The sequence below is a fragment of the Paenibacillus sp. EZ-K15 genome (genome assembly GCF_002573715.1).
GTDB lineage: Bacteria > Bacillota > Bacilli > Paenibacillales > Paenibacillaceae > Paenibacillus_AQ.
This window is the reverse complement of the sequence record NZ_PDHM01000007.1, coordinates 31,447-50,168: the sequence shown is the minus strand read 5'-3', so window position 1 is coordinate 50,168 and position 18,722 is coordinate 31,447. Positions and strand designations below refer to the sequence as shown.

The following is an 18,722-nucleotide window of genomic DNA, read 5'->3' as shown; positions in this document are numbered from 1 at the left end:
AATGTTAGCGACCTCCTTTTGTGTCATATTTTTCGCGGACAACTTCCATGAACATCTCTTTCATCTCATCTTCATTGAATTGAACGGCAAGCCCTTTATCTACAGCAATCCTTAATGCCTCTATAACCGCATCGCGTTTATATTGTTCTCGGGCCTGGTCGCCGACACCAGCAACAAAAGTTCCCGTACCTTGTCTCGTTCGCAGCAACCCTTCATTCTCAAGATCCTGATACACCCTGCGCACCGTAATAACGCTACACTTCAGATTCCCGGCAAATTCCCTAATGGATGGCAATAGCGTTCCCTCCTCGATCTGACCGCTAATAATGAGCGAGCGCAGCTGTGTTTCAATCTGGTGATATAAAGGCTCTGCGCTATTTTCATTGATCTGTATCAGAAGTCGCACCTTTTATCACCTCGCTTTTCTTTTGTACATAAACCCGTGCCATTGCTATGCAATACGGATTCAACTTCATATCCTTCATGATAAATCCCGGGTCTGCTGCCGAATGTATGTTAATTTGCTCATAAGCATCATAGACGCCAATCCCGCAATCAACGAGCCCCACATCACAGGGGATAACAGTCCCCATTTCATGGCGGCATTCGCTACGAATTCGAATATGCTGTATCCCAGAAGGCTTAGTACGGCGACCGATCCGGCAATGAGCGGATTCAGAAGAACGGTGTTCCTGAGATACACCTTGCCGCTGCACATGTTTTCCCAGTAAATATAAGGCCCCGTTAATAAAAATCCGACACCGACCCACGTCAGCATAAAGGCGATATATTCGGGAATAGCCATCGCACTTCTTATGTGATTCCCCATTGCGTAGATGAATCCATAAAACACGATGCTGTTGATGGCAAAAGCGATCAGGCTATTTATGATCCGACTAACAAAAATCGCGGAAGCCGGCACCGGTATGCTCCGGTAAAAGTACAGCATTCGGGTGTATGAATCCTCGTTCAAATATTTGAAGGACCTTCTGTTAAATACAAATCCTACAAAAGGAGCAAAAAGCACCATGATAAAATCGACAAACGGGTTGTTGTATTCCTCTAGATGCTCAAACTGAACGTTTATGACGAAACTCGTGGAAAGCCCCATGTACAGCATGAACAGTATCGTCCATATGAGTTGGAACTTATCGCTTGCGAAGTCTTTCTTCACGATCTTCATCGCATTATGGAAAACCTGTTGCAATGCGTCTCATCCTTTCATTCCTTCATATATTCATTTCGTTTTATCATCGCAGTCTAAGTTTCACTGTGCTTAGTGTGATTACTGTGCTCACTGTGTATATCTTTATACACAGTATATAGTGTGTATATAAACAGTGTCAATAGAAGTTGTAAAAAAATTCCCGGCCGAGGTTTCCTGCCGGGTGCCACTCTCCCCTGCTGCGGCTCATTCAAGAGCTTCCCTGAACAAGGGGAGTGTAGCCGTGGAGGAGACCTGGCGTTCGCCTTTGAAACCGGGAAACAACCACCTTATCTCATCCTAGTTTCCTGGTTTCAACAGCGACCGGAGCGGGTACACTCCCCACCACATCCCGCACACTCTAAACACCGGCAGAGGTTTCCTGCCGGGTGCCACCTCCCTGCTGCGGCTCATTCAAGAGCTTCCCAGCAACAGGGGAGTGTAGCCGTGGAGGAGACCTGGCGTTCGCCTTTGAAACCGGGAAACAACCACCTTATCTCATCCTAGTTTCCTGGTTTCAACAGCGACCGGAGCGGTTACACTCCCCCACCACTGCCTCACATTGCCTCTTGAATGAGCCGCTCCTCAAATTAAAAAACACCCGCCAGATCTCTCTGACGGGTGTTCTCCCACGCTTACATTCCAAATATCACTTTCCATACAGGCTGAGTATGCCCGCCCGGATATAACAAGTACAGCAAGGTATACACGGCTACGCCGGTAATGGCAGTAAAGAACCAGATGATCGACGTAACTCTGCCCCACTTGCGATGCTTGGAATACTTCTCCTTAAAGCCGAGGGTCAATGTCGTGATCCCAAAGACCGCTGCTACGGTAGCCAGTACAATGTGGAAGACCAGGAATACCTGATAATACGGTTGCAGATCATCGGGACCACCCCATGACGTGTTGCCGATGAATACGGTGCGCGAGGAATAGATGATAAAGAAGATGACAGCCGCGACGGCCGCCCAGATCATCACTTTCTTGTGGGCTTCGCGCTTCCCCTTAATAATAAGACCCCAGCCAATCGCTACCAGCACGGCGCTGATGACAATAAACGTTGTACTGACCGTAGGAAATATAAAAAACCAATCCATATGGATCCCCCTTCAATAATCCTGTTACGCCTGATTGAGCTTGCCGGGAGGAATCTCGCCAGGCAAAGGATCGTCTTCCTGATTTTCTCGTTTGTACCAATGAAAGAACACATAGGCCAGCATCGAAGCAAAAATAATCTCTTGGAAAAACTTCATGATGATCCCGCCCACTCGCTGGTCAATCGAGGGCTCCAGATAACCGAAGAACTCCGGTCCGCCAAATTGACTAAGCAATGCCGAAGTATCACCAGCTACGCAGTATCCCATCGCCTTCGCCCATACCACCGGATCGCTGTAGGTCGCGTACATCGGCTCGCTCGAGAAAATAATGAGCGCGCATGCCGGTGTCAGCAAGACCATATTCAGAAAGATGTACCCCATTTTCAAAAGCCCTGAGGACTTGTCCTTCTCCGGGATCGGGTTAATAATGGCCCACCACATCAGCAGTGAGGCAATGAACAGGATCATATAGTACAGACGGTGCACCCAGAAGTTCAACATAACAAAATCATGGATAACCGGGACATGGTAAAAAGAAAATAAACCGTTAAACAGAACCGCGGCAACAATCGGACGCGCCAGGAAACCGAGCTTCTTAAACGGATTAACCTTATCGAAGGCACGCCACATCCAAACAGGAATACCCAGAATCAAGAGTGGCACCGCCATTAAATAGGACATTGCCATACTGACCATGTGAAACGAGAACATCGTATGCCCCAGCAGATCAATGGGGCCACCCTGTGCAAGATAGAACGAAAGCATACCGCCTACAAACAGTGTTTTCCTTCCTGCGGAAACCGGAGCACTCCCTTCGAATCGACTGCTCAGCGGCCCGGTCAACAGGAAGTAACCTGCTGTTACGAGCAGCATAAATGCCAGGAACAAGGGACTCCATTTATCTGCAAAACTAAAATATTCTAAGCCCAGCATGCAAAAACCTCCCCATAACGGGTTAAATTCTGTCCAAATTGTGACACCTACCTACGATTTAAAAAAAGAGGGGGCTGATAGTAGCCCACCTCTTTTTCATTTTACCACCAAACCCAGAACAGTGCCATGACAATACAGGTACTAGCTACGAAGAAGCCGCCAATCATAAACAGGATCGGCATTAGATGCCCTTTGTCCTTCAAGTGCATCCAGTAACCCATTTGCACGAACACCTGCAACACAGCCATAACCAGCAAAATGATGATCGTAAATGCTGTGTTGATGCCACCGGCTGCGACAGCCGCAAAAGCAATCGCAGTCAGGACAATGGAGAAAATAAAGACAACAATGTGTTTCTCGGGGCCTTCCACACGATGGCGGTGTTTCACTGTAGGCCCCTCATTAGATTGTTGATTCGCAGTCATTCCTTAGCCCACCTTTCCAAGAAGGTATACGACCGAGAAGATGAACACCCATACAACGTCGATAAAGTGCCAGTACATGGCAGAAACATATACCTTAGGTGCTGTAACCACGGTTAACCCTTTTCTGTACAGCTGAGCGATCAACAGGCTGATCCACACAACCCCGAAAGCAACGTGGGCACCGTGGAAGCCAACCAGCGTATAGAATGCAGACGAGAATGCACTCGTCTTCATGTTAAACGATTCATGCACAACATATTCATAGAACTCATAAATCTCAAGGCCAAGGAACCCAAGACCCAGAACAACGGTTACGATCAGCCACAACTTCAGCTTCTCGATATTGTGACGGTGAAGCGCCTGAATGGCGAACACACTGGTCAAGGAACTGACAAGCAATATCAGCGTTGCTGCTGCCGTAATTGGCAGAGAGAACAGCTCGGCTGCGGTTGGGCCTTCGTTGTTCTGGCCGCGAAGCGCCAGGAACGTTGCAAACAACGTACCGAAGAGCACGGCCTCTCCACCGAGGAAGAGCCAGAAACCAAGAACCTTATTACGGCCTTCGAGTGTTGCCTTCTCCGGCTCGTGAGGAAGTTCGCCGTTTACATGTTCAGCGTGACTCATGCTTTCCCCTCCCCTTCCAGTTCTTCAACTTCGATATGATATCCATGATCATCGTACAGGGAACGAGCGATCATTGCCGCGAACGTAATCAGAAGACCAACAATCAGAACGATATATTTATTGAAGATTAAGCTCATGAACGAATTCGAGAAGTCCTCCGTGCTAAACATGAAACCTAGACCCGCGATAAACAGACCCAGTGACATCACAAACGGAAGGATGCTTGGCGAAGGCATGTGGATCGGACCAACCGGTTCGGATGGTGTCATCTCTTTATTGCCTGCCATCTTCTCTTTCCAATAAGCGTCTATACCGCGAACAAGCGGAATTTGCTTAAAGTTGTACTCTGGCGGTGGAGAAGGAATACTCCACTCGAGCGTACGGCCATCTTCCCATGGATCGTTAGGAGCACCAACCGGTTTTCTTGAAGTGGCAACAACGTTTGCCAGGAAAGCCAAAACGCCGATCCCCATCAAGATTGCACCGATGGTACTGATAAAGTTAAGTTCGTCAAAATTCTGGTTCGGCAGATAAGAGACAATCCGCCGCTGCATACCGAGCAAACCAAGGAAATGCTGTACGAAGAATGTCATATGGAAGCCGATTGCGAACAACCAGAACGTCCATTTGCCAAGCGTTTCGTTCAGTACGCGACCGAACATTTTTGGCCACCAGTAGTGGAGTCCGGCAAACAAACCGAATACCAGACCACCAACGATAACGTAGTGGAAGTGAGCTACAACGAAATACGTATCATGGTACTGGAAGTCTGCAGGAGCAGATGCCAGCATGACACCGGTAACCCCACCCATAACGAACGTCGGTACGAAACCGATCGCGAACAGGTTTGCACTGGTAAAGCGGATTTGACCGCCCCACATCGTAAAGAGCCAGTTAAAGATTTTGATACCGGTAGGAACGGCGATTAGCATCGTTGCGATGGAGAAGAGCGCATTCGCTACAGGTCCAAGACCTGTCGTAAACATATGGTGAGCCCAAACCATGAAGCCCAAGAAGGCGATCAGGATGGTTGCAAATACCATGGAGCTGTATCCGAACAAACGTTTACGGGAGAATGTCGGAATAACTTCTGAGATAATACCGAATGCCGGCAAAATCAGAATGTAAACTTCAGGGTGACCGAAAATCCAGAAAATATGCTGCCACAACACGGGGCTACCGCCAGCCGCAACATCAAAGAAATTGGCACCGAGCAAACGGTCAAAGCTAAGCAATACGAGACCTACCGTAACTGCAGGGAATGCGAACAGGATCATGGCCGATGTAATGAAAGCCGTCCATGTAAACATTGGCATTCTCATGAAGGACATTCCAGGTGCACGCATCGTTATGATGGTAGCCAGGAAGTTGATACCACCGATCAACGTACCCAGACCCGCTATCTGAAGACCTATCGTATAGAAGTCTACACCATGTGTAGATGAATAGTCCGTTGTGGATAGCGGCGTATAGGATGTCCAGCCCGCATCAGGCGCTCCGCCCATAATCCAGCTAAGGTTAAGCAAAATTCCACCGAACAAAAATGTCCAAAATCCGAGCGAGTTCAAAAATGGAAACGCGACGTCACGTGCACCGATCTGAAGCGGAATGACCGCATTCATCACGGCAAAAATAACTGGCATTACGCCAAGGAAGATCATCGTCGTTCCGTGCATGGTAATCAATTCGTTAAATACCTGAGCCGATACCAGATCGTTCATCGGCTTGATCAGCTGCAAGCGAATCAGAATCGCTTCAATACCGCCAATCCCGAAGAATAAGCCGCCCGCTATCAGGTATAATATACCGATTTTCTTGTGGTCAACGGTTGTTAGCCAATCCATTAACCCCGAGTAGCGTTTGACGCTATGGCTTTGAGCATGAGCGTGAGCCAAGGTTTGTACCCCCTTTTAAAGTTCTTGCTGTATTAATTATCCAACTTATAATTGGCCAAGTAATCGGCGATCTGCTCGATTTCTTCGTCACTGAAGCCGAGATCCTTCGGATTAGGCATCGTGTTGCCAGGTTTTACAGCCTGAGGCTCCATCAGCCATTCCACCAGGTTGTCTTTTGTCGGCTTCGTGCCTGGTTTGCCGCTTATGTCGTTCAGCAAGATACTCGCTATCGTCTCACGTGATCCAATGCCGGTCAGGTTTGGTCCCATTGCCCCGCCTTGGTCGCCGACAGCGTGGCAAGAAAGGCAGTTGGTTTTGAATTTCTCGGCGAGTGCCGCATCCGCAGGAAGCACAGCAGGTTCTTTGAATGCCGCAACCCATTTGTCAAATGCCGCATCGTCAACCGCTTTCACCCGGAATTCCATGAAACCGTGAGAAGGACCGCACAACTCTGCGCATTTACCAATGTATGTATCCGCTTTGTCAGCAACCAGAGTCATGTAGTTAACGCTGCCTTCTGTGTTTGTATCCATCTTGCCGCCGAGCGATGGTACCCAGAAGGAGTGAAGCACATCATTCGTTTTTAATTGGAAAGCAATTTTCTTGCCTACAGGAATAACCAGCTCTTGAGCGGTTCTTACGCCGTAGTCTGGATAATTGAACTCCCACCAGAATTGGTGAGAAGTAACTTCCACCTTAACTGCATCTGGATTGTTCCAGTCGTTCTCTCCGTAAGCAAATACCTTTTGAATAGTAGGAACTGCAAGCACGAGTACCAAGAGCAGCGGAATCGCCGTCCAAATAATCTCTAGCTTATGGTTACCTTCTACTTGCTCAGGAATTTCATCTTGTCCCTTCTTTCTACGGAATTTAACAAGCACGTATGCGGCAATTCCAAATACCACAACCATTACGACGGTCATAATCGAAATGGAGAGCTTAATTAAATCCAGTTGACCTTGTGCTACCGGACCTTGTGGTCTTAAGACCGACAAATCCTCTCGGCCGCAGCCGGATAACACCAAAGCAAACATGGCCATCAAAGGAAGAAGACGCTTTACAGCCTGCCACCGTTTCATCATTGATCTACCCCACTTTTCCGATTTTCGTAGACTACCATCCGGCGCAAACAGCGGTAATCTACCTGCACAATCACGGATGAAGTAATCCTGTCAATTAAAGCAATCACTTATTAAATATAAGTTCATGGGTTGCTTTTGTCAATCATTCACAGGGAGTTCACAAATTGTTCGAAAAGTCGTCAAAGTCGCGCCGTTACTGATTTTGCAATCGCTTTCAAACGGTATCTCCCACCCGACGACCTATCATTCGACATCCTCTGCAACCCGTCAGCGACAGCCTTCATAGCTATATATACAGTCATTTCCGCCTTTTTGAATCTGTGTGCAGCCACTCCCCGTTCATCTGAGCCCCCATGATAAAGGAGGCGTTCTCCGCAAGCCTAGGCAACATCGCGAAGAATATCTTCTATTATTATGGTATATTTTTCGCAATCTTAATCCGTCAGAATAACAGCACCTTCACGAGTAACCGCAATGGTATGCTCATACTGTACGCCTACCGATCCATCCGCACTGGAGATGGTCCAACTGTCATCCCCCCAGAACACGGCACCCGAAGATCCCAGGGTGAACACCGGTTCGATGGTAATCACCATTCCTTGTTTGAGTTTCAGTCCCCTCCCCGGAATTCCATAGTTCGGCACATCGGGCGGTTCGTGAATGGCCCGGCCGATGCCATGACCGACAAGCGATTTGACAATCCCGTAGCCTTCCCTTTCGGCAACCTGCTCGATCGCATAGCCCACGTCACCCAAGGTTACCCCATGCCGTACCGCCTCGATCCCTTTAAACAACGCTTCATGCGTATGTTTCATCAGCTGCTTTACTTCTGGGGAAACCGTATCTACCGCATAGGTCCAGCCGGAGTCCGCCAGCCATCCGTTTTTATTCACCACCATATCAATGGTCACAACATCCCCCGCTTGCAGCGGCCTCCGGTCGGGAAATCCGTGACACACCACATCATTTACAGATGCACAAGTGGCGTATGGAAATCCTTTATAGCCTTTTTGCTCGGGAAAGGCTCCGTTCTTCTCCAGGAATTTCTCGACCCTGGCATCGATCTCGCTCGTTGTGATCCCCGGTTTGATGACTTTCGCTATTTCACGGTGACACGCAGCCAATATACGTCCCGCCTCGCGGATATGTCCGATCTCTTCCTTCCGTCTCAGCTGTATCCTCACATCTGTCCACTCCCTTATATCCTAATCGGATCGATTGCTAACAATATATGTAGGGACAGTTGCAAAATACCCCTAGAAAATGGACTTTCCGAGGAAGTATGAGCCTGTTGACTAAACGGGGACTGACAAACGCAAAAAAACCGCTTTCGGGACATTGGTCCCAAAAACGGTTTAACCATAGACTCTAAATGGTTCATGTCATTAGTCATTAACAAGGTGAAGATGCGATGCGTGTTGGTGATATTTCTATAGACCAGGTGCTATTACAGGTTACGAAACGGAGGAATTCAGCTTGCCAAGTTCATGCTCAACAACAAGAGTAAGCTCTTCTTCATAGCCCCCCATAATATGGTACTTCCGGACATACTCCTTTACAAATTTTTTCGGATCTTTAGGCCGGAAAATTCGTGTCATTTCCCGCAGACTTTCCTTAACCTCATTGTGACCTTTCGTTGCCATGATGGATCCCTCCCAAAACGTGTGGAATAAAATTACTCCGTTTAAAGAGAATGCCGAAAAGATCTACCTCATTAAGTTGAAGCCATATTGCAGTTCTTACGGTGATGATTAGGTTGATATTCAGCAACTTACCAATGCACCTGACACTATACATACCCAAACAGCATGCAACTGAATCATTAATATATTATATCATATTCTTCTGTTTGTTTCATCTTTCCCAAAAAATGTTTTTTTGTCCTATGTTTTTTCATCAGGTCATTCTTTGTGCCCGGAATTGGTTAAGATACATTCAATCGAACCTCCCGCCAACTCTAGAAATCAGCGAATATCACAAATTGATACTCAGAATAACATATTTAAGATACAAGGAGGCCTTTAAATATGATGTCGAATACCCAGTCTTTTCTCCACTCCTCTGTTGATATAAGCTCGCCTATTCCTGTTGCGGAGCCTGAAGACGCAGGCCTTCAGCGCGATGTGCTCGATCAGGTCGATCAGATCATTCAGAAACAATACCCGAAAATGCGCAGCTTTCTTCTGCTCCATGCCGGCAAACTCATCTACGAACGCTATTACAACGGTCATGGCATTACCTCGCTGAATGATCTCAGGTCCGCTACCAAGAGTTTTACGTCGGTATTATGCGGCATCGCCCACTCACGCGGCGAATTACCTGACCTGAATTCCTCAGTAATTGACATCTTCCAGCGATATGTTCCCGAACGAGCCCATCCCCTATTGCAAAAGGTTTCCCTTCATCATCTGCTGACGATGACCTCAGGCTTTGCGTGGCAAACCGGTAAAAAGCTCGGGGAACCGCTCATTCACCGGTTCCACCGCAACCAAAAATGGACGAGCTTCGCGCTATCCCTCCCTGTCATTGAACAGGAAATGGGCCTCTTTCAATACCGGAGCACGGATTCCCATCTGCTCTCCGTTGCCATTAGCGAGGCTACGGGATTGGATGCTTACGCCTATGCCAGACAACATGTATTCGAGCCGCTCGGCATTCGTCATACCGCCTGGTCTCCAAGCCCCGAGGGCCACAGTATGGGTCACATCGGCCTCTATCTTACCTCACGCGACATGGCCAAGTTCGGTCTTTGCTGCCTAAATGGGGGACTTTGGCAAGGCACCACGCTCATCCCGGAATCATGGCTTAAGCAAGCACTCGCTCCGCAGGTTGAGGGCTATCCCGCGTTTGGCGATTACGGATTCCAGTGGTGGACCGGGGTTCAGAACGGGACCCCCTTTGCGCTTGCACACGGCCATGGAGGACAGCAAATCTACCTTTTCCCCCAATTGGATACGGTCGCCGTATTTACGGCCGACAGCAAAGTCAGCCGCTGGAAGAACCCGCGGTTTCTGCTGGAGCGGTATATTCTCGATGATCTAAAATCAAAATCCGCAACGAATTCGCCAAATAGCTGACAAATCGCCAGCGTCGGACTCTATGCAAGAAGCATTCGATTCGTTAACAAGCCTATAATCTGACCTTTCATGCAAATTTCAGCGGATAGTACCTCCTCTTTCTGGTTACTTTATGCGATATGAATCATTTCTAAAATCAAGCCTGAGAGGAGCATGCGACATGTCCGGTAAAGACAAGGATCTCCACCCTATTTCGCGAGAAGAGGTTGAAGTAGACGGAACATATACGAATGAATGGGGACGGGAGGAATATTTGAAACGCGGCGAGGAATTTCCGTTCGATCCGCAGAAGGGCTCCACGGAGTGGCGGCTGGCGGAGTATGATTTTGAAAACCACCATCGAGGCATGACAGATGAGCGTCTGGTTCCGAAGGAAAAAGGTCCTGATAAACAGGTGAATGCCGAATCTCCGCTGCGGCATGATGTGGAAGTAGATTAAAGCCCTTGCATATCGGCAGTGAAGAGATGATTCATCAGACCTGCTTATAAAAGGGTGATGTGACATGCGAAAATCGAAGCGACTTCTGCTATGGCTGATCCCGATCGCCATCGTAGGAGCCATATGGCTTGCAGCTTCTATCGTGGAGCCGGAATACGCCTATATACCACCGGCACATAAGCTTGAGAATACCACGCAGCTCCAAGCCCAGCAAACGGGTTTCATTCGTCAGTATGATATCTGGGGCAAGACGCTTACGGTTCCCGGTACCGCCCTGAAGGATCAGGACCCCAGATTAACAGCCGCCCATGGCGCCGTTGAGGTGACGAAAGAGCTGCTTGCCTTAGGGCGCCGTACACTGTATGAGGAGTCCTTTGGCAATGAGGTTTTTTTAACGGATATCTTAGGGATCGTCGATGGTCCGATGAAGCTAAAAAACGTGGCAAAAGCTATCGCCGAGCTGAAGGGACGCGAAACAACGAATCTACGCGTTGAACTCGATCAGGATGTTACGATCGGCGACAAATCCTTCCGCAAGGGAGATAAGATTGATACCGGCTTTGACGTAGCCAAAGGCGCCTATTCCCCCATTGGCGTTACGATTAAATATGCCGAAGGCAAAGCCCGCATCGGCGTTAGCTGCATGGCCTGCCATGCGACCGTAAACCGGGAAACGGGAATGGTCGTGGAAGGAGCGCCCAATTCCGATCTGAACCTCGGTTTAATGCTGGCACTGGCCCCGAATAGCACGGCGTATTTTACCCATACCGACATTACGAGCCTGGTGGATTATGTCAAGAACGAGCAGCGTACGGTTGTAAACTCTAAAGGAAAAACCGAAGCGCTGCCGGATCCCGCCCTGCTTGAGAAAGCCGTTGACGAAAATCTGGTCAAATGGATGCCCGGCACATTCGATACAACCGTGGATTTGGTGAGCGACGTGACCCAAATTCCCGATATGTTTACGAAAGGCGATCATCCCTACAGCTGGAGCGGCTTCGCTACCGCGGGTCCCTTCAGGGGACTTAGCACCTTCAGCAACAATGTTCACGCCCAGAATACGGATACCTTGAGTCAAACCGAGGTTAGCGAACCGTTATGGGGGATCGACAAAGAGATTTATGTGGGCACTATTCTGCAAAATGCAGCCCATCGCAAGTTTCGCTATGATCCAAGCAGCGGGCTGAAGCCAACCGAATTCTTTAACCGGCTGGATCCCAATCCCGGAACCCCTGGTGTGAATGAGGTTGTTAAGATTCCGAATTTCCCGAAAGTTTCAGCCATCGCCCCGAACGGGCTGTACATCAGTTCGCCGGGATTCAAAGCCGGGGAGCAGGTTAACGCCATGTCCGCCTATCAAAATACCATCCGTCCGCCTGAAACGGATCCCAAGGAAATCTCGGATGCCAAGACGATCAACCTCGGAGCGGAAGTCTTCAAAAAAGCACAATGCATCACTTGTCACGCTGGCGACTTCTTTACGAATAATCGCGTTATGCGCGCGGCTGAAATTGGCACTGAGCCTACAAGGGCCAAGGCTTTCCATCGTACGCAGAATGCTTTTGGCGAAGCAGAGTTCTATCCACCTGACACTCCAGTGCCGATCCCTCCGGATGCCAAGGTAATCAGAATCCCACTGGACGATATCGACCCCGAGCAGATCGAGCTGGGCTTCGGCCATAAACAGTTGGGCGGCGGTTACAAGGTCAAAGGGCTGATCGGTCTTCGCTGGTCCGCACCGTATTTGCACGACGGCGGTGTAGCGGTCGGGCCTAAGCTGACGCAAACCGGCGTATCGCAGACGCTTATGAAAGGGATTCACCCGGACCCATACAACAGCCTGAAAGCCCTGATTGACCGCAAGCTGAGAGTGCAGGTCATCGAGGCTAACCGTAAGGACTTAAGGCTGAGAGACACCCATGTCACTGGTCAGGGGCATGAGTATTGGGTGGACGAAAGCAGCGGTTTCACGCAAGAGCAGCAGGATGCTCTCGTGAAGTATCTGCTGCAATTAAAAATGAAATAAGTTCGGGATTTAACCATCATACTTTGTCCCATCGGCTCATAAGGTAAGGTATAAAGCTTGCCCTACCCCAGAACCGGTCTAAGACAAGGAGTTGATGAGATGTCCCCTTTCAAATCGTCCACAGGACTTCCCGAGAATCTGGCGGCTACGCTGTGCTATCTTTTTCCCATGGTCGGAGGAATTCTGTTTCTTTCATTAGAAAAAAGAAGCCGCTACGTCATATTCCATGCTCTGCAGTCCTTGCTGGCCTTCGGCATCCTGGCCGTCGCTCACCTACTGTCGAGTGCGGTGCCTATCATCGGCCTTCTGGCCTCCGCCCTCCTGGCACTGGTCGGCGTCTTGATGTGGCTGGTGCTTATGGCCAACGCCATTCAGGGAAAATGGTTCAAGCTGCCCTGGATCGGCAATATTGCAGAGAAACAAATGCAGCGCGTTTAAAGCTTTTGTACCTCACGTAAAAACGGCTACCTTCACTCTATGGAGGTAGCCGTTTTGTTGGGATTCGAACTAACGGGACCGGATCAAAAAAAGCAGCCGGAGTTCATCCGGCTGCTTTTAGGGACATTTGTTATGCAGCGTGCCCTTCTGCTGAATCACCTTGCTCTGTGGAATTGGGCTTGGTATTTCTCAAACCATTGAAGATCAGGTTCAGCACAATCGCTGTCAAGCTGCCCGCCACAATGCCGTTATCGGCAAGGATACGCAGGTTGTCAGGCAGACTCGCGAACAGACCCGGTACGGTTGTCACACCAAGGCCCATGCCGACGGAACATGCGATAATGAACAGGTTCTCGTGTCGGTTAAGGTCTACTTGATCGCCTAACATCCGAATACCGGAAGATACAACCATCCCGAACAGGGCTACCATGGCTCCACCCAGAACCGATGTTGGTACAAGCTGTGTCATGGCGGCAATTTTCGGAACAAATCCGATCAAGACCAGCAGGCCGCCTGCCACAACGATCACGTCACGCGTCTTCACACGGCTCATCTGAATCAGACCCACGTTTTGAGAGTATGTGGTATAAGGGAACGAATTGAAAATACCACCTACCACAATCGCAAGACCCTCCGCACGGTAGCCACGGGACAGATCCTTGGAGGTAATGTCACGATCCACGATTTTGCCAAGTGCCATAAATACGCCTGTCGATTCGGCAACACTGACAATCGCCACGAGAATCATTGTCATGATCGGAACGATCTTAAACTCCGGCGTACCAAAAAAGAAAGGCTGTGGAGCACGGAACCAGCCGGCTTCGCGCAGCGGGGTTAAATCCACTTCACCGTAGAATGCGGCTACCAAGGTGCCTAGAATAAGACCTAGAAGTACCGATATCGAACGCAAGAAACCTTTGGCAAACCGATTCATGATAATGATGAAGGCAAGAACGCCGAAGCCAAGGGAAATGTTGAGCGCACTGCCAAAATCCTCGCTGCCTTGACCGCCGCCAAGGTCATTCAAAGCTACGGGAATCAGCGTCAAACCGATAATTGTAACAACAGAGCCTGTCACGACAGGCGGGAATACCTTAATCAGCTTACCGAATAAACCGGAGAACAGAATGACAAATAAACCGGAAGCGATAATCGCTCCATAAATTGCCGACATCCCGTGCTGCTGTCCGATAATGATCATCGGACCTACGGCCTGAAACGCGCAGCCGAGCATAACCGGAAGACCGATACCGAAGTACTTGTTGCCGAATACCTGCAGCAAGGTTGCAACCCCGCAGGCAAGCAGGTCGATGGCGATGAGATACGTCAGCTGCTCCGTCGTTAAGCCGAGCTGTCCGCCAACGATAAGCGGTACGATGATAGCCCCTGCGTACATTGCCAATACATGCTGTAAACCCAATGAAAAGGTTTTGCCCGGACTCCGATTTTTATCAAAAATCGGTTCTTGCACCGCTTGTTTCTGTTGTTCCATGGCTTCTTGATTCCCCCCAATTAAATTGTTAGCTTTCGGCCTATGCGAATGTCACTACGCCATCATCAAGTGATGCAATCCGTACGAGCGATTCTACTCGGTAGCCCGCTTCGGCTAACAAGCGTCCTCCTGGTTGAAATGCCTTTTCAATGACGATCCCGATGCCTACCACCTCGGCACCCGCCTGCTCTACGATTCTGGCAAGCCCGAACGCCGCCTCGCCGTTGGCAAGGAAGTCATCCACGATCAGCACTTTATCGCCGGGCTTGATGAATTTCTTCGCGACCGTAATTTCGTTCGTCTCCTGCTTGGTGAAGGAATACACCTTCTCCACGAATATATCCTCACGGAGGGTCAGCGACTTCTGCTTTCGTGCAAAGATGAGAGGCACTTCCATCTCAAGCGCGGTCATAATGCCGGGCGCGATGCCGGAGGATTCAATGGTCAATACACGAGTCACGTTCGCTTCCTTAAACAATCGCGTAAATTCCTTTCCCACCTCTTTCATCAATACCGGGTCCATCTGGTGGTTCAGGAATGAATCCACCTTAAGTACCTGTCCGCTTAATACAATGCCTTCCTCTTTCACTTTGTTCTGCAGTAATTGCATGATGCTCCCCCTTAAATTTGTTTACATTCCAAGCAAAAAAAGCCCACTTCCTCCTTTCACCGAATCGCCGGGAAAGAAACAAATGGGCATAAGCAACAAAAACGCACCGTGAGCCACCTGAGGTCAAATGGAATTGACCTGGCTTGTCCGCTGCTGCTGCTATAACCCGTAGTCCAATCATTTCCGGTGATCGGGTAGAGACATGCAGGCCAATTCCTGCACCTATACGAGAAAATGTATAAAATCCAAATTCCTTAGAATGCTTACGTGTAAATGTTATATTTCCGAATGAATGAAGTATAACGCATTCCCTATGAAAAAATAAAGTGAAAATTTACGGAAATAATAAACTGCCGGTCAATTAAAGAAAAAAAGCCGCCCCATAAGTTTCATGGGACAGCCTGCAGAGGCACTAAATCAGCTACAAAACCTCCATAATCGATTCCATAGGATCACCGATGAGCACCGATACATCGCCGTTTACATCAACCAGCTGGATACGGAACGTATAAGTTCCACCATGAGCTTGCTGCCAGAGGAATAAGATATCACTCCCATTCCCTTCCAGTTCCATGTCGCCAGCGGTTAAACCTGCGTTCACTCGGTATACCCCTCAATATCAGCTATTGAAATGTAACATGGATTTGAATAATCTCGGAGCGGGAACCCAGACGAATCGGCGGTCCCCAGAAGCCGTAGCCCGAGGACACGATGGAATGCATCTGGCCTTTTTGCAGATATCCCCAATCATTCTCGAACATGGCCTCCGTAATCAGATGTGCCGGAAATACCTGCCCACGGTGCGTATGCCCAGAAACGATAAGGTCTACGCCCTGCTGCTGTGCTTCCTCCAGCGCATTCGGCTGATGATCAAGCAGAAGGATCGGCTGGGATAGATCGGTCCCATCCATGATCGTGGACAATTCGGCCCGCTCCTGATCCTGTTTATCCCGTCTACCAACCAGCGTGAAGCCCTCCACCGTCAATTTCTCATCATACAGCACGGTCATGCCGCTATGCTCAAGAGCCGCGATCAGTTCCGGAATTTCCCCTTCGAATCGGTCATGATTGCCCAGTGAGGCATACACACCATACGTTGCCTGGATACCGGTCAGAATCTGATCGATCCCCTGACGTAAATAAGCATCCAGGTCGTCATCGATGATATCGCCTGGAAACAATACCAGATCCGGCTTTAAGTCATTGATCTCCTTCACCATGCGCGCAGCATGGGCTTTACCTGACAAGACGCCGAAGTGCATGTCGGATGCCATAACGATATTCAACTGCTCAAGTGTGCCGGCGTTCTTGTCTACGTGAATATCATAAGCCCGAACCGTTGGACTATAAGCATTAAATGAGCCGAAACCGATCACAATCACCATGAACACCAATACGATAAATCCCGCCGCCTTCTCCGTGCTGTCTCTTCGCAATGCCGTCAATCTCAGCAGCCACAACATGATATGCATCAACGGGAGAAGGATGATCAGGAAATAGAAAATAGCCATCCAATACGATCCTATCACACTCAGCACGGTGAGGTTGCCGAAGAACCGCCCTGAAATAAACGATGTCGATACCACCGTCAGCACGACTATGTATGTCCATTTGAGCACAAGGGATGGACCCGGTTTCATCCAGCTCCATACGCTTCGACCAATATAATAAACCAGCAAGCCGTAAATCAATAATGCGACGATTCCTGCAAAAATAAACATCTCCATCCCCTTCCGTACATCCATTATAACAAGCGGATTTTGCGAATCCCAGCGGACGTTACGGAAGGCAGATGGGGTTATTCTTTTCTTCGCAAGTATCGAGATGTCTCCAGCAAGCCGTTACAAGCCCGTGCGTTGTTTAGGCAGCAGCTCGTTCAGCAGCGATTTCAGATTGCGGTCTTCCGTATATTTTTCTTGACCCATATCGAGTTCATTCACACGGATATAAGTATAACTTTCCGTGGGATTCTCCGGTTTAAAAAGAAGTTCATCATGCGGGTCAGGTACCACCTTGTACTCCATTTCATGAAACATATCGAGCAGCTGCTGACCTGTAGGATTCTCTCCTTTATCCACAAAAATCAATCCCCGAAGCTTCTTAGGTTCTTCCTTATGTCCCACTGTAAAATGAACGATGCATTCCATGCTCATTCATCCCCCTTCTCTTGGTTGTCATGATTGCGATTAAAAACCGCCTCATTCATTCTCTCCTGCCAGCCACAAACCTTCATTCCCGCCTGTTGCTGGATCTTAAGCAAATAAACGCCAAGATAAATCCCGGCGTTCCTTATCTATATGTTTATTACATTGTACGATGAACCATGATGCCTAACTGTGATGAAAGTCACTTCTAGGAAGACCTCCCATGAGCTGCGCCTAAACCCTAGGCCGTATTTCGACTGGTATCCCCGTCCATTGAGTCAGAATCAGCTTCATACTCTGCTAGTTTGGATTTCGATTCCGCAGCCTGGTCTTCCTGAACTTCAGCATCGGCTTCCGCATTAAGATACTGGCTCTGGATCAGACCAAAGTGCTCTCCATAACGCGCCTCCAACTGCTCACCCATGTCCTGTTCAAGCTGGAACAATACCATCTCCTGAGTGAAATGATGCAGCAGGAGCTCCGCTAGTACCGGATGCTCCGTGATGACCGCTCCTGTATCATATTCCCCGCCGCGCATCCCTAATATGCACCACTGCCGGTCCACAACAAAGGAGAATTTCCGTCCGCCTCCTCTGCGCTCCGCAAGGCCGTTCCACCCAGGCCACGCCAGCGTCCTTGAGAGTCCCTGGTCCGGGCCGTCACAAGCCCACAGCACCTTGACTCCCCTAGCCTCCGCTTCAGCCAGCGGTTCACGCAGAAGCGATGCCTCTTCACGCCAGACGTCAACCACGATCTCCTGTTTCGCTCGCTTCAATTCCCGGACGAGCACATCAAGCACCGCCTGATCTCCTTCCATACTAAGGAAGGGAGCAGCGGTACCGCTTCCTCGCGGCAAGCTCTTCTCAACAAAAGCGAGTGATGCCTCCACACGGCCGGATATCATCCGTGTCAGTTCCTCCGGTTTCAACGAACGGTAACGGACGGGTTCCCCGTCCATTCGCTCAAGTGCCCCTTGTCGCTCCAAACGCTGCATGGCTGCATAGACATTAGAGCGCGAAGCTCCGAGTCGTTTAGCTACCTCATAACCACCCGCCGGCCCATACTCGGCAAGGTCCACCATAATTTTCGATTCAATCTCCGTAAATCCCAAATTTCGCAAATGATGCAGCAATTGTTCCATAATATTAGTCCTCCCAAGATGCTCGAACGCTTGCTCTATCATTCATACTGTCATATTAACACTCGCGTTAAGGGCATGATCGTCCGAATCCC

20 protein-coding genes and 1 riboswitch are annotated in these 18,722 nt (G+C 49.2%); of the genes, 4 read left to right on the top strand and 16 right to left on the bottom strand.

Annotated features, from left to right (window positions below):
- Nucleotides 1-4: 4 nt before the first annotated feature.
- The 10 genes from CRG97_RS03890 to CRG97_RS03845 all read right to left on the bottom strand — a co-directional run bounded on the left by CRG97_RS03890 (nt 5) and on the right by CRG97_RS03845 (nt 8,906).
- A complete protein-coding gene (locus CRG97_RS03890; RefSeq protein WP_098741842.1) occupies nt 5-406 on the bottom strand; it encodes a GntR family transcriptional regulator in 402 nt (133 codons plus the stop codon).
- Nucleotides 407-481: 75 nt separating this feature from the next.
- Complete coding sequence (locus CRG97_RS03885) at nt 482-1,207, bottom strand: hypothetical protein (RefSeq protein WP_098741841.1); 726 nt, start codon at nt 1,205-1,207, stop codon at nt 482-484.
- A 632-nt stretch (nt 1,208-1,839) separates the two neighbouring features.
- Complete coding sequence (locus tag CRG97_RS03880) at nt 1,840-2,304, bottom strand: DUF420 domain-containing protein (protein ID WP_098741840.1); 465 nt, start codon at nt 2,302-2,304, stop codon at nt 1,840-1,842.
- 24 nt (nt 2,305-2,328) lie between these two features.
- Entirely contained in the window at nt 2,329-3,237 is a 909-nt protein-coding gene (gene ctaG / locus CRG97_RS03875; protein ID WP_098741839.1) for a cytochrome c oxidase assembly factor CtaG, read from the bottom strand.
- Between the two features lie 101 nt (nt 3,238-3,338).
- A complete protein-coding gene (locus CRG97_RS03870) occupies nt 3,339-3,662 on the bottom strand; it encodes a cytochrome C oxidase subunit IV family protein (protein ID WP_071222061.1) in 324 nt (107 codons plus the stop codon).
- Between the two features lie 3 nt (nt 3,663-3,665).
- Nucleotides 3,666-4,286, bottom strand: a complete 621-nt coding sequence (locus CRG97_RS03865) for a cytochrome (ubi)quinol oxidase subunit III (protein WP_009590523.1) — start codon at nt 4,284-4,286, stop codon at nt 3,666-3,668.
- Nucleotides 4,283-6,130: a cytochrome c oxidase subunit I gene (gene ctaD, locus CRG97_RS03860; protein WP_481856181.1), complete on the bottom strand. Its 1,848-nt coding sequence runs from the start codon at nt 6,128-6,130 to the stop codon at nt 4,283-4,285. Before ctaD ends, CRG97_RS03865 begins: the two co-directional genes overlap by 4 nt.
- Nucleotides 6,131-6,213: 83 nt before the next feature.
- Entirely contained in the window at nt 6,214-7,263 is a 1,050-nt protein-coding gene (coxB, locus tag CRG97_RS03855) for a cytochrome c oxidase subunit II (RefSeq protein ID WP_098741837.1), read from the bottom strand.
- Nucleotides 7,264-7,697: 434 nt separating this feature from the next.
- Nucleotides 7,698-8,447: a type I methionyl aminopeptidase gene (gene map, locus CRG97_RS03850; protein WP_098741836.1), complete on the bottom strand. Its 750-nt coding sequence runs from the start codon at nt 8,445-8,447 to the stop codon at nt 7,698-7,700.
- Nucleotides 8,448-8,717: 270 nt separating this feature from the next.
- A complete protein-coding gene (locus CRG97_RS03845; RefSeq protein ID WP_006208082.1) occupies nt 8,718-8,906 on the bottom strand; it encodes a hypothetical protein in 189 nt (62 codons plus the stop codon).
- A 387-nt stretch (nt 8,907-9,293) separates the two neighbouring features.
- Between CRG97_RS03845 and CRG97_RS03840 the strand changes: the two genes are divergently transcribed.
- The 4 genes from CRG97_RS03840 to CRG97_RS03825 all read left to right on the top strand — a co-directional run bounded on the left by CRG97_RS03840 (nt 9,294) and on the right by CRG97_RS03825 (nt 13,243).
- Nucleotides 9,294-10,340, top strand: coding sequence for a serine hydrolase (locus CRG97_RS03840; protein WP_098741968.1), 1,047 nt, complete (start codon nt 9,294-9,296; stop codon nt 10,338-10,340).
- A 160-nt stretch (nt 10,341-10,500) separates the two neighbouring features.
- Entirely contained in the window at nt 10,501-10,779 is a 279-nt protein-coding gene (locus CRG97_RS03835) for a transposase (RefSeq protein WP_076326002.1), read from the top strand.
- A 64-nt stretch (nt 10,780-10,843) separates the two neighbouring features.
- Nucleotides 10,844-12,805, top strand: coding sequence for an electron transport protein (locus CRG97_RS03830; RefSeq protein WP_098741835.1), 1,962 nt, complete (start codon nt 10,844-10,846; stop codon nt 12,803-12,805).
- Nucleotides 12,806-12,904: 99 nt separating this feature from the next.
- Nucleotides 12,905-13,243 carry a DUF4870 domain-containing protein gene (locus CRG97_RS03825; RefSeq protein WP_076326004.1) on the top strand — a complete coding sequence of 113 codons (339 nt, stop codon included), beginning with the start codon at nt 12,905-12,907 and terminating at the stop codon, nt 13,241-13,243.
- A 130-nt stretch (nt 13,244-13,373) separates the two neighbouring features.
- Here the strand turns inward: CRG97_RS03825 and CRG97_RS03820 are convergent, their stop codons facing one another.
- The 6 genes from CRG97_RS03820 to CRG97_RS03795 all read right to left on the bottom strand — a co-directional run bounded on the left by CRG97_RS03820 (nt 13,374) and on the right by CRG97_RS03795 (nt 18,630).
- The gene (locus CRG97_RS03820) at nt 13,374-14,735 is read right to left on the bottom strand and encodes a nucleobase:cation symporter-2 family protein (RefSeq protein ID WP_098741834.1); all 1,362 of its coding nucleotides are present in this window, start codon (nt 14,733-14,735) and stop codon (nt 13,374-13,376) included.
- 40 nt (nt 14,736-14,775) lie between these two features.
- Nucleotides 14,776-15,345, bottom strand: coding sequence for a xanthine phosphoribosyltransferase (locus tag CRG97_RS03815; protein ID WP_096777095.1), 570 nt, complete (start codon nt 15,343-15,345; stop codon nt 14,776-14,778).
- Between the two features lie 149 nt (nt 15,346-15,494).
- Nucleotides 15,495-15,595: riboswitch (purine riboswitch) on the bottom strand.
- Nucleotides 15,596-15,766: 171 nt separating this feature from the next.
- Complete coding sequence (locus CRG97_RS03810; protein ID WP_098741833.1) at nt 15,767-15,946, bottom strand: hypothetical protein; 180 nt, start codon at nt 15,944-15,946, stop codon at nt 15,767-15,769.
- Nucleotides 15,947-15,968: 22 nt separating this feature from the next.
- Complete coding sequence (locus tag CRG97_RS03805) at nt 15,969-17,066, bottom strand: metallophosphoesterase (RefSeq protein ID WP_202618865.1); 1,098 nt, start codon at nt 17,064-17,066, stop codon at nt 15,969-15,971.
- 120 nt (nt 17,067-17,186) lie between these two features.
- Entirely contained in the window at nt 17,187-17,492 is a 306-nt protein-coding gene (locus CRG97_RS03800) for a hypothetical protein (protein WP_179090732.1), read from the bottom strand.
- Between the two features lie 238 nt (nt 17,493-17,730).
- Nucleotides 17,731-18,630, bottom strand: coding sequence for a TrmB family transcriptional regulator (locus CRG97_RS03795; RefSeq protein ID WP_098741831.1), 900 nt, complete (start codon nt 18,628-18,630; stop codon nt 17,731-17,733).
- Between the last annotated feature and the right edge of the window lie 92 nt (nt 18,631-18,722).